10 protein-coding genes are annotated in these 15,802 nt (G+C 47.0%); all 10 read right to left on the bottom strand.

The window, feature by feature from the left end; translation table 11 throughout:
- Window positions 1-231: 231 nt before the first annotated feature.
- The gene (locus tag OEL83_11385; GenBank protein ID MDK9707640.1) at window positions 232-558 is read right to left on the bottom strand and encodes a type II toxin-antitoxin system RelE/ParE family toxin; all 327 of its coding nucleotides are present in this window, start codon (window positions 556-558) and stop codon (window positions 232-234) included.
- Window positions 558-833: a type II toxin-antitoxin system Phd/YefM family antitoxin gene (locus OEL83_11390; protein MDK9707641.1), complete on the bottom strand. Its 276-nt coding sequence runs from the start codon at window positions 831-833 to the stop codon at window positions 558-560. Before OEL83_11390 ends, OEL83_11385 begins: the two co-directional genes overlap by 1 nt.
- Before the next feature lie 160 nt (window positions 834-993).
- A complete protein-coding gene (locus tag OEL83_11395; protein MDK9707642.1) occupies window positions 994-2,025 on the bottom strand; it encodes a hypothetical protein in 1,032 nt (343 codons plus the stop codon).
- Between the two features lie 11 nt (window positions 2,026-2,036).
- Window positions 2,037-2,393 carry a helix-turn-helix domain-containing protein gene (locus tag OEL83_11400; GenBank protein ID MDK9707643.1) on the bottom strand — a complete coding sequence of 119 codons (357 nt, stop codon included), beginning with the start codon at window positions 2,391-2,393 and terminating at the stop codon, window positions 2,037-2,039.
- Window positions 2,394-2,800: 407 nt separating this feature from the next.
- Window positions 2,801-3,004: a hypothetical protein gene (locus OEL83_11405; protein MDK9707644.1), complete on the bottom strand. Its 204-nt coding sequence runs from the start codon at window positions 3,002-3,004 to the stop codon at window positions 2,801-2,803.
- Between the two features lie 356 nt (window positions 3,005-3,360).
- Window positions 3,361-3,894 (bottom strand): hypothetical protein, encoded by a 534-nt coding sequence (locus OEL83_11410; GenBank protein ID MDK9707645.1) that lies wholly within the window; start codon window positions 3,892-3,894, stop codon window positions 3,361-3,363.
- A gap of 48 nt (window positions 3,895-3,942) precedes the next feature.
- Window positions 3,943-5,982, bottom strand: coding sequence for a protease Lon-related BREX system protein BrxL (gene brxL / locus OEL83_11415; protein MDK9707646.1), 2,040 nt, complete (start codon window positions 5,980-5,982; stop codon window positions 3,943-3,945).
- Entirely contained in the window at window positions 5,982-8,591 is a 2,610-nt protein-coding gene (pglZ, locus tag OEL83_11420) for a BREX-1 system phosphatase PglZ type A (protein ID MDK9707647.1), read from the bottom strand. Before pglZ ends, brxL begins: the two co-directional genes overlap by 1 nt.
- A gap of 11 nt (window positions 8,592-8,602) precedes the next feature.
- Window positions 8,603-12,187, bottom strand: coding sequence for a BREX-1 system adenine-specific DNA-methyltransferase PglX (gene pglX / locus OEL83_11425; protein ID MDK9707648.1), 3,585 nt, complete (start codon window positions 12,185-12,187; stop codon window positions 8,603-8,605).
- Between the two features lie 18 nt (window positions 12,188-12,205).
- Entirely contained in the window at window positions 12,206-15,766 is a 3,561-nt protein-coding gene (brxC, locus tag OEL83_11430) for a BREX system P-loop protein BrxC (GenBank protein ID MDK9707649.1), read from the bottom strand.
- Between the last annotated feature and the right edge of the window lie 36 nt (window positions 15,767-15,802).

Below are 15,802 nucleotides of genomic sequence, written 5' to 3' on the forward strand. Positions count from 1 at the left end.
AATGGTAATTGAGATTACCTATTAAATCAGAGTAATTTATATCATAATTCCAGTCGGGATCAAAAACATAATGGGAATCATCTCGTTTAACTGGCTTTGTCCACTGAGGTATCCAAAGAGGTTTTTTCGATTGAGGATGACATGGAGGCTTTTTCAGTTTTAAAGAATACATCTTGTCATTAACCCATTTTCTAAAAAAACTATAGATAGTCATGCTGCCACCCTCACAATTTACGCCTGCAATAATCGCCGTTGTAAAAGCGCTTGCATATTACGACGACCATCAACGATCAGAAGCACAAAGACATTTTTCTCTATAATCCGGTAAATAATCCGGTACGGTTTAAAAAATATCTCACGATATTCCTTAATGCCGATTGATACCAGCTCGTTCGGGTACACTCCACGTCGAGGATTTTCGGATAGGCTGCTGAACACCTTCTCAATTTGTTCCAGAACATAATCAGCTTTACCAGGAACATCATGGTGGTCAATGCAGTCGTAAAGTTCTTCGAGATCACGAACGGCATCATCGGTCAAGAGCACGGAAAAGGACATCAGCGGAAGTCCGGGCGTTCACGCAACTTTTTAATCACCGCGGTTGCTGGCTGGGTTTTTCCTTCTTCTATTTGGCGACAACCCAGTGCTAAGATTTTTAGCAGAGCCATCGTCTCTTGTGTCTGCTCGTAACTCTCTATATCCTGGAGAACCAATTTGGCTTCGCCGTTCTGGGTAATAATCATAGGTTCACGCTCTTTTCCCATGTTACGAACGATTTCTGCTGCATGAGCTTTGAGGTAGCTGATTGGCTTTATACGGGTGGATAATTTCATGTTTGCCTCCGTTGAGTGTAGACTAAATATAGTCTTGAATTAGGTCTACTGTCAAGGGGTGGGTGTGTTTGAAGTCAGGTTGTCCCAGCATTTAACTGCTTGCTGCACTGCCAGTAACTTACTGAGACCAACTGACTATCATGCCTGAAAAAAGCTTGAGTTAAAAAATACCTTCTCTCACCTCATCTTTGGCTAAATTCTTACGAAGATCAATCATTTTATCGGTGATGACGGACTCGTTTTCCGGTAATGGATTATCGCCTTTCACTTTCCCCATTTCGACAACGCTTTTCATTCCGTTCAATTTTTCTGACCCGTTTAGAGGTTTAGCTTTGTCATCATAGTAATCAAACCAGGGAAGTCCTGCCCTTGCATACTCTTTTGAGGTGAACGGGATCGTGGGTGGTGTTTCTCCAGTGATTGACCGCCAAACCATTGAGTTTGCCAGATGGATGAAACTTCTGTTGCTGTTACCGGTATCCCAGTCTCTGAAATCAAAGGGATCTTTAAAAATTTCCTGTTTCATTCGCCCACCGGGGGCAAGTCCCATATCTGGTGAAGGTTCACACATTGAGAAGCATGGTGAATACATTGCGTTACGGTGAAGTTGTTCTAACTTTCTCTTTGGAAAGCGTTTCTTAAAAACAGATCTCTCCATGGGAAATACGGCGACTTGAAGCCCACCGTGCTCGGCAGAACCAGTAATTTGTTCTTCAGCCGAATAACCAGATCCAAGAGGCATGGCTACAAATTGTCGTATGATTCCCTTTTTGATGCAATACCCGTCAAGCCAGGGTTGTGTTGGAACCACAATGTAATCTTGGGGACCACGGTTGACGTTGTATTGCCATGTTTCACCGGTGACTGCATTGATTTTGCCTGTAGCGATTTTAACGGCGAATGGATAACTGGTCCTGTGTCGGTCAAGGTATTTTGAGTTGAAGTTGATCCAGAGAGCTTCTGATTGGTACATCGGGAACATGACTCCACCGTGTGTGATCCAGTTCTCAGGAATGGTCTTGGCGAAATCATCGACATGTCTCAAGGGAAAAGAGCCAAGGCCTGGGGGGAGTGGATAAGTGCGACCATCATCAGGGATTCGCAATGTTCGCTGAAATGTTATCCTGAGTTGCGCGTCCGGATGTACTTCGGGAAATGTGAAAACCAAATCATTTCTGCTGAGTTCGATCATTTCGTTCTCCTTTACCATTCACCATCCCGCACCTCACGTACTATACGTAATACTGCGTGATCGGGCATGTCTTTGAGTTCCCTGATGAGTTGAGAAAACAATTCCGGCCTCTTTTTAATGACTGCCTGCAAATCCGATGAGACTTTACCAGCCATAGCGAGTAACACGTCGGGGTTTTCGTTGAGTTCAATGGCCAGAGATTTTATTTTTTCTTCTGAGGGTGGAGGTTGATCTCCACGTTCTACCTTGCTGAGAAATGAAGGTTCAACACCAATACGGTTAGCAACCTGCCTGAGCGAGAAACTCGAGTCATCGATTCTTAATTTTTCTCGCCGTTCGCGAATGTAATTTCCAAATATCGTTTCCATTCATGTACTATGTAGTACACAGTATACTATGTCAAGAGAAAAAATTGTGGATGCGACGAAAAATGAAGCAGAGCAGTGTCAGAAATCGACATCATGATGTCACTTCCGAAACAGAAAACTCCCAATAATACAATAGATTTTATAAGGCATCTCGAAGATATCTTTCAAAATGTTTCGACGAGGTACACGTCGGGTTACTCCACTTAGCTTGAAGTCTGAGTGGATTTTTTTACCGCATGAAGGGCAAGCCATGAGCACTCCACCGATGTTCTTCGGGATCCGTAGTTGCTGGCCACATTTGGGGCAACGTTTTTCGATGTGATCACTCATGGTTTGGTCGGAATAATTGCAGTTTGCTTTATTTGGGATTCGAGGTAGATGTGTTGTTTTAAATGGCCATAATGGACTCAGGCTCCAGTCAGTTGACTTCCCTCTTGAGCAATCATTTTTCCAACTCCTCCGCAGACATCACATGAAATAGCGGGATCTGAGCTCTGATCAATAAGCTTCAATTTCCCCGTCAAGATGGCGTCCATTTGGCCCTTCTTACAGCTTGCACAAATCCAAATTTTCTTGTGGTCTTTGTTTGAAGTTTGGTATTTGAATTTCATGATCTCCCGCTGTTTATCGTTTCCAGAAATGATATTGAATCAGCATTAGTTATGTAATCTATAACCCGACTGAACCATATCACATCGCCAGATCGATTTAACCTCCTCCATTCCAAAAGCGGATCGATCCATTCCCGGTAAGGTCGGTAAATGAGACCGTATCCAATATCGAGATTGAAAATGATCCCCTTGAAACTTCCCAGTCGTTCCGATCTCTGAAAGAGATAATTCTGGTGTGATAGATAATTTGTCGGACCGGTCGTGGATGGATAGAATATCTTGTTAGAAACAGGACGTAATTAAAGTCGGTAACCTTCTACGTGATGAACTCTTTAAAAGTAGAGTTACAAATATTGTTAAACCCGATCTGGCCCGTAGACTTGGATGTAGTCATTAGGATCAGCCCAATCTTCCAAGTTGTATAGAGTGATGAGGAAGTTGCCAATAGCGTGCTGACCTGCGTAGCCTAATTCTGAATTTGAAAAAACAACTGACTCAACGACCGACCGGATGAACCTCGGGTAACTCAGCAATGTCACAAGTTCTTGGCTAAACCATTTAGCCCATTCGGTTTTGTAACGATCTAGCAGTGCTTCATCAAGGTGTAACAGGTTCATTTGTCCACCATCATCGTTATGATAACGATACGCAGCCGCAATAATGTCGTGAGCATCTTGCAGCACCCTGTGATCAAATCTGTTGATCTCTTTTACTTTTTCAGTGATGAGAAGATTTGCATCAAGAATGGCGTCGGCCTGAATAATTTTGGACTTTGCTACTGCGAACAACATGAAAACGTGGTTCCGGTACAGTTCATGCTGGGCATCTTTCAACAGTTCGTTGTTGTCGAATTTATAGGCTTTGCCAATGATCATTTTTTTAGCGCCCAATCATATAGATCACCAAGTATCGACTTTCGCAACTGATTGCTTATCAAATCACTCAACCCCCAAAGCCTTAAAAACGGCATCAATGGGGTCAGCATAGAAGCTCGTCTGAAATTTAGCAAACAGCTCACCCGGTATTGTGGCAATATCCCCTACACTGCTCATAGGCAGTAAAATTCGCTTTGCCCCAGAATCAAATGCAACCTGCAAAGTCCCCGCCAGGTTCTCCACTGGGGTAATACTCCCTCCCAAACTCATATCCCCCAGCACAACCAGTTGGCTTTGCAGAGCCTTGCCCAACAGGCCGGAACATAAGGTGACAAAACTCGCCAAGGTCATCGCGGATGCAGGCCCTGTGTTATGCAGCTCGACCATATGCAGGTGATAGTCATGGTCCCCGGCTTTGGTTGATACGCTCACCCTGGAGACATTTGCTTTGAAGTAATCAAATGCAATCTTGATTGCTTCTTTGGTTTTGGAATGTGCGCCAACCCCAGAGATAGTAAGTTTGCCATTGCCGCTAGTAACCTGCAGTTCTTGCCGATACAGACCCAGAAGACCTGTCCCTTGAGCAACAGCATGGAGTGTCCCTGGATTCAACGGACCCTCAGGGATCAGTTTATCGCCACCTTGCTCAAGCACACTGACAAACTTCTCTTCCCTGGATTCATTGTCTATGTAGCTGAAGTGGACATCATAGAACTCCATGCCACCAATCTTCTTGAGCTGCTCCTTGACCCTCCGGCGACCTTCCAGAGCATATTTCAAACATCGTTCAACAGCATCTTTGTCAAAGTCGCCATGGGGGAATATCAACTTCAGCAGACCTGAAATCGTTCGGCGCACCCCAATTACATCTCTCTGATTCAGGTTATTGCCCAGCTTGAAATACTTATCAATTGCATCGGCAAAGGTCCTTTTTCGCATCTCCCGCAGGAACTCGGCCAGATAGTCGACAATAAAACCATATTGGTTGGTAAAATATTCAGGCCGCATCTTGGGGATTTCCCATCCTGGCAGATAACAATGCATCCGATCAAAAAAGGCAGCGTCGATCATCTCCTCAGGAAAGGGCGCAAAGAGATGGCTGGTCTTCACCAGACTGTCTACGCTCTGGTTGATATTGCCGACAAAGACCATGGAGGCATTGGCACTGATCAAGTCGCGCCCTCTTGAAAAAGAGCCGGATGCCATGAAGTCCTTCATGATCTGGACACCGTCCCTATCCTTGAACCTGATACCGGCCACCTCATCAAAAGCAACTACATCCCACATGCCCACCAGGCCGACCTTGCTGGTGCTCATATTGTAGAAAAGATTGGCAACCGTGGTCTGCCCACCGGAGACCAAAATTGAATTGGGGCTTATCTCTTTATACACATGGCTCTTGCCGGTTCCCCTTGGGCCAAGCTCACAGATATTGTAGTTGTTCTCAACCAGTGGTATCAGACGGGCGACGAAATGCCATTTAACCCGCTCTTTAAACAGGGTCGGTTCAATGCCGGTTGATCTCAATAAGGCATCAATCCACTGTCCCTCGGTGAAATTCTTCCGCCCCTCGAAAACCGCATCCAGGTCAAGATTAGGCATCTGGATAGGTTTCAGATCCTTCAAGAGAAACGGCGAGATCTTCTGCCCTTCCTCATAATAATATTCCAGATCAATAATGGACCAGATGCCGCCGGCCAACAGCTTTTCATATCGCTTCACCGTCTCACTGGGAACAACAACACTTTTCACCCCCAGGTTTGACAGCACGGCCTCATACACGTCATCTTTCTCGTTGAGCTTGACCGTGACCTTATCAATGATCTTATAGTTACCCAGCTCTTTGATCTTGGACTTAACCTTCTCTGCCTCATCAGGGCGGACATAGTTTTCCGACAGGATGTTTTTCACGGTCTGCAGGCCGTCCTTTATAACCTCCTCATCATCGGAAGCACAGTACATACCCAGCAGGTATTCAAGAACATAGACGGGTACATTGGCGCCTTCCTTCACCAGCTTGGTCAAGTCCTTGCGAACCACTCGACCGGCAAAGTGCTGGTTCAACATCGCATCGAGGTTGTTGGTGCTTATTTCGTTTTCCATCAGAAGTCCCTTGAAAAAGCGAGATCAATGTGCACGGGAATCCGCTCATACTCGGTATCATCCTGCTGATCACGGAGCACGAGATAATATTCCTTTTTCCTGTCAAACTGCATACCCTTCAGAATAAGTTTCACCGATTTCTTTCGTTCGTCCATTGCGGCTGAAGAGCTGTCAAAGGTCACCACTTCCTCATTGCTGATCAACTCGTTACCGTCTCGGAGTGATACCGTCAAGACAAGCGGCTGCTTCCGATCCGACACCACGTCTGTCTGTATAAACTCAAAACGATGAAGGTTAGTGACAACCTTTCTTTGAGATCCGATTAGGGAGATACCAACCTTGCGAACCTCAGATTTAGCCTTGGCAGTCCCTGTCTGCTCAGTAACTGTGAGCAGGGGCACAACGACTTCCTGCAGCATTGCTCCACCATGGATAAAGCGGGAGCCACCACTGAAGTGAAACCTATTGGTTCCCCTGGGCAGCCAGAACTCCATATCGTCATTGGTGCCTGCAGTGTGCCTGGTATTTCCATGCCAGACTTTTTCAGAGTCTCCCAGTTCCCGGCCAAGGATATATCTCTTTTTGCTCTTTATCGCCTGCTTGGGTTTTACATCGAGCACACTCTTGTCCAAATGATCAGGCGCCTTGTCCTGATAGATAAATCCATGGTCCGCAGTTACAAACACTTGCCCGGCATTAAGGTTGTTGATGGAATAGCGGATGATGGAGTTGAGGTCGTCTATAGCCTTCCTGGCCGCCTCAAATGTCTTCAGTTCAGATGAGGCCGTGTCGCCAACCGCATCGATCCTATCATGGTAGATATAGACAATCTTAAAAGGTTTGATAAGTTCACGACCCTCTTCCTTGGACATACCCATCAAATCATCGGCCTTGACTGCCACACCCTTGCGTTTCTCCAGAATCTTACTCCGCTGTTCAAATCCCGCACAAGGCTGACCATCAACTAGAATTACATCACTCATCTCTTTAAAAGCGATTGTTTCATGAGGCAGCAGAGCAGCCATGCCCAAAGCAGTATAACTGGGCAGAACACCAAGCATGGCCGAAAGCTCCGCCTTTAAGCGATATTGGCTGTTGATCACTCCGGCTAACTCCTCAGCAATCTCATACCGCAAAGCATCACTCACGATTACAAAAGCGCGGCCCTTGTTTGTTCTTCTCAGGCGGGATTCAACTTCATTATAGAAATTATCCTGCCTTTTGATACCAGAGAGTGTCCACTTATTGAGTAGCCCACTGTTGCCGCTACTGTCCAAAAAACTATCCCAGGCAAGAGACAACTGATCCAGATACCAGCCGCTGTAACAATCTTCCACGGACACCTGCAGGGTTTTAAGGATGTCCCAGCCTGCCAGCTCAACCTTGCCCGCAGCTTCATGAAAATGCCGGTAATGCTGGTCAAACAGATACAACTCCCCGGTATAGGCAGAGAACATCTCTTCAGCTCCAGAGTAACTCAAACCATTGTCATATTTATTACGGAGCCGGAACAGGGCTATAGCCGATTCCAGGGCATCGTAGGTTGTCCTATAGAGGTTCTTCTGAGCGTCACCGGTAGTTACCCAGTAGCCATCTCGACGGCGTTGGATATGCTCCTCGATTGTGCTAAATTCTTCCTGCTTACCCTGAAGGACAAGATCTCGCAGGTCGCTGACAATCCTTTTCTCAACCACCTCAAAGGTCATGACATCGAGCAGAACAGAATGTTCGTAATTATTAACCAACTCAGCAATTTTCAGTTTCCTGCCATAATGGTCAGCTATAAGATTATAGGCATGAAGTTGACTGATATTGTTACGCCACTGGGAAAGGAAAACAGAAATGGTAAAGCCTTGGGAACCTGCTTGCAGAACAAAATGTTCAAGGCCAGCAGGTGGGGTAATTTTCAAGGTATTTACAAAGTCGGTTACCAGCAGTCTGATGAGTAAATCCGATAGGGATGGAGAATCAACAGCATAACCGAATGTCCTGGCAACAAGATCCCAAAACGGTTTTTCAAGATCCAGCTTGATGATTTCCAGCCAGATTTTCGGTTCATTGTCAGGTGAGTAACTCCCCTCTTCGCAAAAGGCTGTAAAGATTTTCATGAATACCACGAGGGCATCCGGCTGCTCAGCCCTGGTGATCACGGCCAACATTTTCAGATCCAGATCTTCTTCATGATCCTCAAGCTTCACCCATTTCTTCAGCTTGTCGGTCCGTTCCTTGCTGTTGAAAAAGGTTTTCCGGCTGTTGCAATACGCTCGCATGCTCTGCCGCGGCAGGCCTAGATCATTCAAGATGAGGGACGCTTTGTCAGCGTGGAAGACATGGCTGTACATTCGAATATCCAGGAGCCAGTCATCTTCGTGGGCAGGCTCGGGACCTGGGGAATACAGCAGATATCGGCTTTCCGTATCTCCCATCTCCAGCCTGATCTTCAGCTCGAGTGATGCGGTTTTGTCCAATCTGACAATGGAAATATCTGCAAGTTCAAGAGACGAGATCACCTCTTCGAACTCGCCTTCCGTGTCATACCAGAAGACAATCCGCTTGCTTTCTTCCTGATAGATTTTGTACAGGCTATCTGTTATTTGTTTTAAATTCATATAGATCAATTCTATCCAGTTACCGTTTTCTTCTCAGCCAACAGGTTACCGAACTTGCCATAGTTGACCTTCACGCCGTCGTCAAGATCAAGAGAGATCCGCTTGTCCGCATAATGCCGGAGTTCATCGTCAAAAGTGCTCAGTTCGGTCAGCTTCTTTTTCATATCGTCGATCTCTTTCTGGAACTTCTTCTTGGCTGATGCGGAGTCAGCAGCATTCCATTCATTTTTCAGATATTCCAGGCGCGCATTGAAGTTTCCGAATAACGGGGTCACATATGCACTTCGCACCCGTGACAGGGTGGATTCATTGTACCGGTGCAGATAGATCAGGCACTGGAAAGCTTTCTGCTTGCCACTTGAGAGAAGCCAGTAGATGGGTCGCTTCTTGTAGGTTTGCAAGTGGTCCTTGAAGAAGCTCTCACAGAGATAGCGGCGAATGGTGTCGCGGCTTAATTCATTCTTTTTAGGTGAGAGGTTGTCGGCAAGAAAAGTGAGGTTCTCTTCCAAGTGGGCCGCGTCCCAGGCAACTGAGATAAACTCGATGAGACGGAGAGCAGTATCGTCGTCAAACCAGTCGGTGTCCGTGAGCGGGAGGATGCCGTCGCCATCTGCTGAGAAAGTGGTGTAGCGACTGGGATCGAAGCTCACATTGCTGCTGTTGGCATAGATGAGGCCCGACGCGTCAAGGCTGTAACGGCCCATCATGCAGCCAATGGCGTAGGAGACCAACTCCTTCATGGTGTCCTGGCGGAAGCGGGTCCACAGTTCCTCTTCGGTGAGTTTTTTGCCATAGCGGTAAGCGGGGTTCACCGTGAGGGTGATCTGTTCAATGGGGACATCAGGGGTGAGTTCCTCCGCTAGCCTGTAAGCATCGATGAAGAGCCGGTTGTTTTCCTCTTCAAGACGCTGCGCCTCAGTGATGGTTTCTCGATTATGGGTGACCCAGTCGGTGTAATTGGTCTCGATAGTTATTTGGGGGCCTGAAGGCGCAGTCAGGAGAGGGAACGATTGAAAATCCCATGAGCATTCGTAAGCGTTCCAGTCAATACGGCTGCAATTAATCAGCCAATCAACGATCGAATCCACTGTGTGGTTCGAAAGTTTATCAGGCCAAGGAAGCTTATCGAAATATCCTATATGAAACTGGAGAGTCGGACTAAGAATAGAAGATACTTCGGCGCAGAACTTGTTGTTGCAGAACGAAATGAGACGGTTCCTATCGTGAGGGTTGTTACAGAACGCTGAATGTCCTGTATCACCGTAAATAAAACCGGGCGGATAATATCTGAACGCACTATCAGACGAGGTTACATTCGACCAACTCACACTTTGTTGAAAGAATTTTCCTTGATCTTTGATTACATAGTTAATATTTCCCTTTAGGTAAGGATATTGATGAGTCACATGCTCCTTTATTTCCTTTCCATCCTCCAGCCAATTCACAATGAACTCATGATTTCCATACCAACGCCGAAACGTTCCTCCTTTGTTCAACGGAAACCAACGCAGTTTGCTAAGTTCGGCTTCTTGGCTAGACACCAGACCAAAACCTACCGATTTTATGGAAACCTCATGCCAACGTCTGAGAAATCTATCGTTATCGGCAGTTGCCAGACCCTGCTTAGAATCTACATGCGCGCCAACAGGTTCAGACTCAGCAAAAATCTCACGCGTTCTGTCGTTAACCCAATAGGCGACAGGGCTCCCAGGGATTTTCACGAATTCGTCGGGCTTGGATCGATACAGCCAGCCGCAATTGGGATTGGCAATCGCTTCCAGTGTCTTCTGTGGTTGAACATCAGCGCCATAAAAGTCCGAAAGCTTGATGAAAGAAGCTGCATAACCTGACGTGTGGCAACTCTGAACTACAAAGGTACAGACAGGTACAAAAGCCGAGTCAAAGAAGGCGTGATATTCAGGTTGAATTAAAGAACGGAGTGTCTTGGTTTCGAGAAGGAGCCCCCGAAGTGACTCGTAAGACTTTAGGAACATCCATGTAAACGGTGTCATCAAACCGATGAAACCTGTAGGCTTCGTGAATTCCAAAAAACGTTCTGTTGAGACCGCGAAGAGGTCGGATTTCGATCTCGGGAAGCTCTCCGAGGCAAACTTCTTCATTAGGACGTTCATATATTTGCCACCCATGTACGGCGGATTTGCGACTGCACAATCATACGTACTTCCCAGAGTCATAGCCTGTTGGACCAGCGGCTCCAAGCACTTGATCGCCTCCGATACAAAGAGGTCCTGACTGGTCATTTCGCTCAATTGCTTCAGCGCCAGGAGCTTCTTCTCCAGCTCCTTTGGTACCTGAATCAGCGAGCCAAAGGTCGTGGCGTGTTCGAAGAGCCGCTTCAACTCCGTGAGGTCCCCCGGTTGAAGCCCATAGTTTGTCAGTTTCACACTCTTTTCGAGATGCTCGGCATCGAAGCCCGTGCTGTCCACAAGCACCATCACATTGAGCTTTACACCCCGGTCAAAAAGTCGACGGTCATCCATTCGTCCCTTCATCATCAAAGCAAAGCCAGTCAGTTGCGCTGCCCGTCCATCGATGTCAAGGCCAAAGAGGTTCTTCTCGAGGATCAGCTGCGCCACATCACGCTGGCGGTAACCGCGCTCCAGGTAAATGGCCTTGAAGAGCTTATATGCCTCCACCAGAATATGCCCGGAGCCACTGGCCGGATCTATGAGCGTCAGCTCCTCGGGGTTGAGCGTGCTGGGTGTAATAGCTGCAAGCTGTGCCTTGACCTCGTCGGTCTGCTCGGCGGGCTCGATATAATATTCCATCTGCGCTTTGAGCGGTGAGTTCGGATAGGTCGCCAACCACTGTGCCCCGAGCGAGTTCTGGACCATATATTTTACGATCCAGTTGGGGGTAAAGAGCTGGGTCGCCGCCGGAATGTCAACCGAGGCAACCACCTTGCCGATGACCTCATCCTTCTTCTCGGAGATATAGAACTGGTAAATCCAACCAATTATTTCGATCTGCTGCCAATCCTCTTCTGGAATGTCATTGACCAAGTTGCGAACTGGTGAATTAGAATGGAGGAGGTTGTCCGGCATAAGAAGTTCAGCATAACCGCCAATCCTTTCAAACAGAAATGGCATGGCCCGACTCAGAGCGTTGCATTGGGCGACGATAAGGAGCTGGTAGAGTTCATTATCCTTGTTCCCGGCTAAACGGAGACGAACAACCTCTTCCTTATTCAGACCTGGCAGCTCAAGATCCGTTGCATGCTCCAGTATCTCCGGGATTTCCGAACCTGTTCGATTACTCAAGACCCGATAACCATGATCAAGGTAGTCATGTAGTTCCATATACCGGATAGCAACAAAACGGTTGAACCAGGTATAGGCCATTTTCCGCATGGTCAACTCAAAACCGTCCTGCCTGATACGGTTTTCCAGGTCCTGTCGTATTGTTCCCACTTCCTTCGGATAAGGTCGTCCGGCGATGATAGCGACATCGCCCTTGATTTCAACCGGCTCGATTTGATTCTCAGACAATCCTAGCAGGTGAGCTTTTTCGATCACCGCCTGGATGAAATCCCGCCGTGCCTTGGGAGCATATGATTTGATATTGGCTGTATTCATTGTCTTTTCTCGGCAGGGCTATTGAATTTTGACTCGTTTGTTATCTCGAATCGCTTTGATAATGGTTTCCTTCATGATATGCACGAACCCATCCACATCCTCTTCGGTTTCAAGGTAGGTTTTTGTAGACAGGATGGCAGGTCGGATAGTCTTGACTTCTTTCAGGGTTGATTTGGGATTAATTGGGTCTTTCGCATTTTCAATAAGTTCAACAGCTGTTTCGTATATTTCTTCAACTTCACCAGTCGTATATACAATGCTTGGAATACTTGCATCGTTTTGCAGCCGCTTTTTGGGCTCCTGTAGACCAAACAATGCCTTATTTCTTAAATCCGCAGAAGCACTGGCAGCATCCAACAACTTACCTACTTGAGCGATTTTTTTATCGATACTCGATATGGCCTTATCCCGAGCATCTTGAACCAGTGTGTCATTAACAGTCTTCACTGTAGTTACAAGACCGTTGACCTCATGAAGCATTCCGTATGGACTTGGAGCAACAAGAATTTCCTCAAGCCTCACAAGGGCCTCGGCTGCACTTCTGTCCTTTGCAAGAGCCGCCTTGTTGGGTTTATATTCTCCAATTGCCTTCCGGAGTGATTCCCATGTCTTGATCTGGTTTGTGTAAAAACCTGTCAGGTCGTTGAGATCTTCTGCTACATCGAGCAGGTCAGCGTGTTTGGCATTGAAGGATTTGATAAATTCAAAGGTGTCGCCTATTGCCAGGAGTGCGCGGATGCAGGCAAGACACGCATCAATTTCCTTTTTGCCCGGATAGTTTCCGGTATCAGCCAGGGTTTTGTGTTTCTCCAAATCATTTTGCCACCCTGTCAGTTCTTTACGAAGGAAGGTTGAAAGTTTGTCTGCACCTTCGGAACAGATGGTACCAAATAAATCCTTACCCAAGTCCCTGGCTTTTTTTAATGCCTCTGGGTTAGGGGTCTTTCGCTTGATTATTTGGACATTTTTCCACAGGGATGATTTGGAAAGAGTTCCGAAGGCATCTTTTGCCTGGGTCTTCACCTTGTCAATCATCAGGTGGACAAGGCCCCCGGTGAATATCTTTGCCACCAGTAGTACGATCTCCCATTCCGGCCAACCATAGGGACGACGGGCAAAATGATTGATCAGTTCATTCAATTGGACTGGTTGATTTTTGGCGATCTTCAGCTCGACGTAGGTCCTAATTTCTCTGATGTCTGTCGTTTCTCCCTGAGCAAACTCAAGTTCCAACTGCCTCCGCCCCAGTTCGTCGGCCAAGAGTATGGCCTTTAATTCTTTTAGCGGTTCATCGTGGAGCAGTTGAAGGTAACTGAATTTTCTAAACACGTTCTGAACCAAGTAATTCAACCCTTCATCAACGGCGGCTGTGCTCTTTGCAGCTTTGATATCGAGCGCCTTGCCCAGAACGTAATAATCAGCCTTTTGCACGAGATCATCAAGCAGGGAAAAGAACCTGGTCTTTCGTTGGCGGTTCTCTGCAGCCCGGTCACTCAATATTTTCTTTTGGGTATCAGAGGCGGCGGCGTCGCTTTTGAGCTTGATAAACTTATCTGTCTGCAGATACATCCGCAGCTCAGTTTCCATTTCCTTACTGTCTGGCAATTTGATCAACAGGCAACCTTCTCGCTCTGCACTGTGGAGAATGCATTTGGGCTCTCCGAACATTGAATATTGATCATGAAATGGGGTGACAAACTCAATAGACACATCCTCGCTGCCGCTACCACCAAACATATGCTCGTCACAGATTCGGTTCAGTGGGTAGTCTCTACGAAAGTCAGAATACTTGTGTTTGGTTTTGGCCTTCAGGATATCATCAAAAAGAATGTCACCGAGCAGTTTGGTTTCTTCTGCTGCCGAGATATCGACATTTTTTATTTCTCTGGATATCTCCCGCTCCTCGTTGGTAAGGAAGAAGAAGAGATCTCCACTGCGGTTTATGAGGTTTTCACGCTCCAGACGTTGCAGGGCTGCTTCTATATTCCGCTTGAGGTTTATGCGGTCTGCATCCACCTGGTCAATACAGAGGGTTACCAGGTTTTCGATATTCGGCTTAATGCTGTCCACATAGCGAATGAGGAAGAGGGTCTGTAGAAGTTGAATGTCAAAAGGATGCTGCAGTCCGGTATTGTCCTTGGCCTGGTCAATGGATAGTTTGACCGCTGTATCGAGAAAGCTCTCGATGCATGGAAAAAACTCATACAGAGGTACCAGAACCCCGATCTCCTTACTTGATACTTTTTGCGCCGCCGACTGGAAGGCATCGAGCATTGACCGTTCCCCTCGGGCCAAGTGTAGACCGGTTGCTCCTGCCTTGCGGATCGATTCAAATATTTTCTGGACCAGCGGGAAGTGATAAGGCACAAAAGGGTAGTTTGCGGCAAAGTCTTTGCCATTAACATAATTTCTCTGTGTGGCACTATCGCTTGTAAAGCTCAGCTGGTTTTTTAGAATATCGCCCTTGGACTTGAAAAGTGTTTCCAGCTTGTGCTCGGCAATCTCGACTTTTTCAAGCAGCCTGGCTCTGATTACTTCTGCAACATCGGAACTGGAAAGGGAGAGCCTGGTATAGAACCGGCCCTGGATCTTGGAGAAGTCATTGGCTTTGGCCCCTTTAATATCTCCAAGTACGGCATCGATATCCTCCTGTGAAGTGACGATCACCCAGGCCCTGCCGTTGCAAAGTCGGCCTAAATCCTCTACGACGGTTTGAAGATTGAGCATAAGATGGGTGTCTTTGCCGATGAACTGCCCCATCTCATCCACCAGAAAGATGAGCTGGCTCTTCGGTCCTTTAGTGTCCAGATATTCCCGGACCCGTTTGGCAAAACCTTCGACGGTAAGACTTGTTTCGTCCTCGGCCTTATCAAGCCATTTCTCCGCTGCCTGCTGGCTCATGCCCAGGGAATCATTGAGAGCCTTACTGATTTCATCGTAGTGGAAGTGGTAGGAGTCCCGTTGATTTGCCCAAGCATCTCCTCCTGAGGCATTCTTGAAGGAATCACAAAAGGTCTCATACTTACCTTTTTGCATCAGATGCCGCTCAAGTTCGGCGATATGTGGATGTTGGCTGCATAATCCCTGCAGCTCGTTGAAAACCCTCCAGAGCACAAGAAGGATGGCCGCCCGGCCTTCGGAGGCATCTGCCCGACTGTCGATATTGAAAAGAACAACATCGGTACTGTCTTGGGCAACCCGCTTGAAATCGCCCAGCAGCATGGGATCTTTTATCTTATCTGCAAAAAAGTCGATCGCTCTCTTTGAGGTACCGGTGTTTGGATCTTGAACGCTTCTATTTTCAAGCAGGTAGGAAAGTATTTTTACAAAATGAGACTTACCCGAACCAAAAAAGCCAGATATCCAGACGCCCATCCGGCTGGTGACGTTCGGATCGGTTGCATTGTCTATTGCTGAGAGATAGGACTGGAAGAGCTTTCTGAAGTGTTGGTCCAGTTCCCTGGTAACGACATATTCTTCCAGTTCTTGCCAGACAATCTCATCGTCCTGCTGCTCCGCTTTGACTACCCCGTTAATTGGTCTGGCAATGTTCTTTGAAAAAATATCCTGTATCGGCATACTACTCCTCTCCTTGTTCACACTGGAAACTTCATA

This window comes from Desulforhopalus sp., assembly GCA_030247675.1.
Taxonomy (GTDB): domain Bacteria; phylum Desulfobacterota; class Desulfobulbia; order Desulfobulbales; family Desulfocapsaceae; genus Desulforhopalus_A.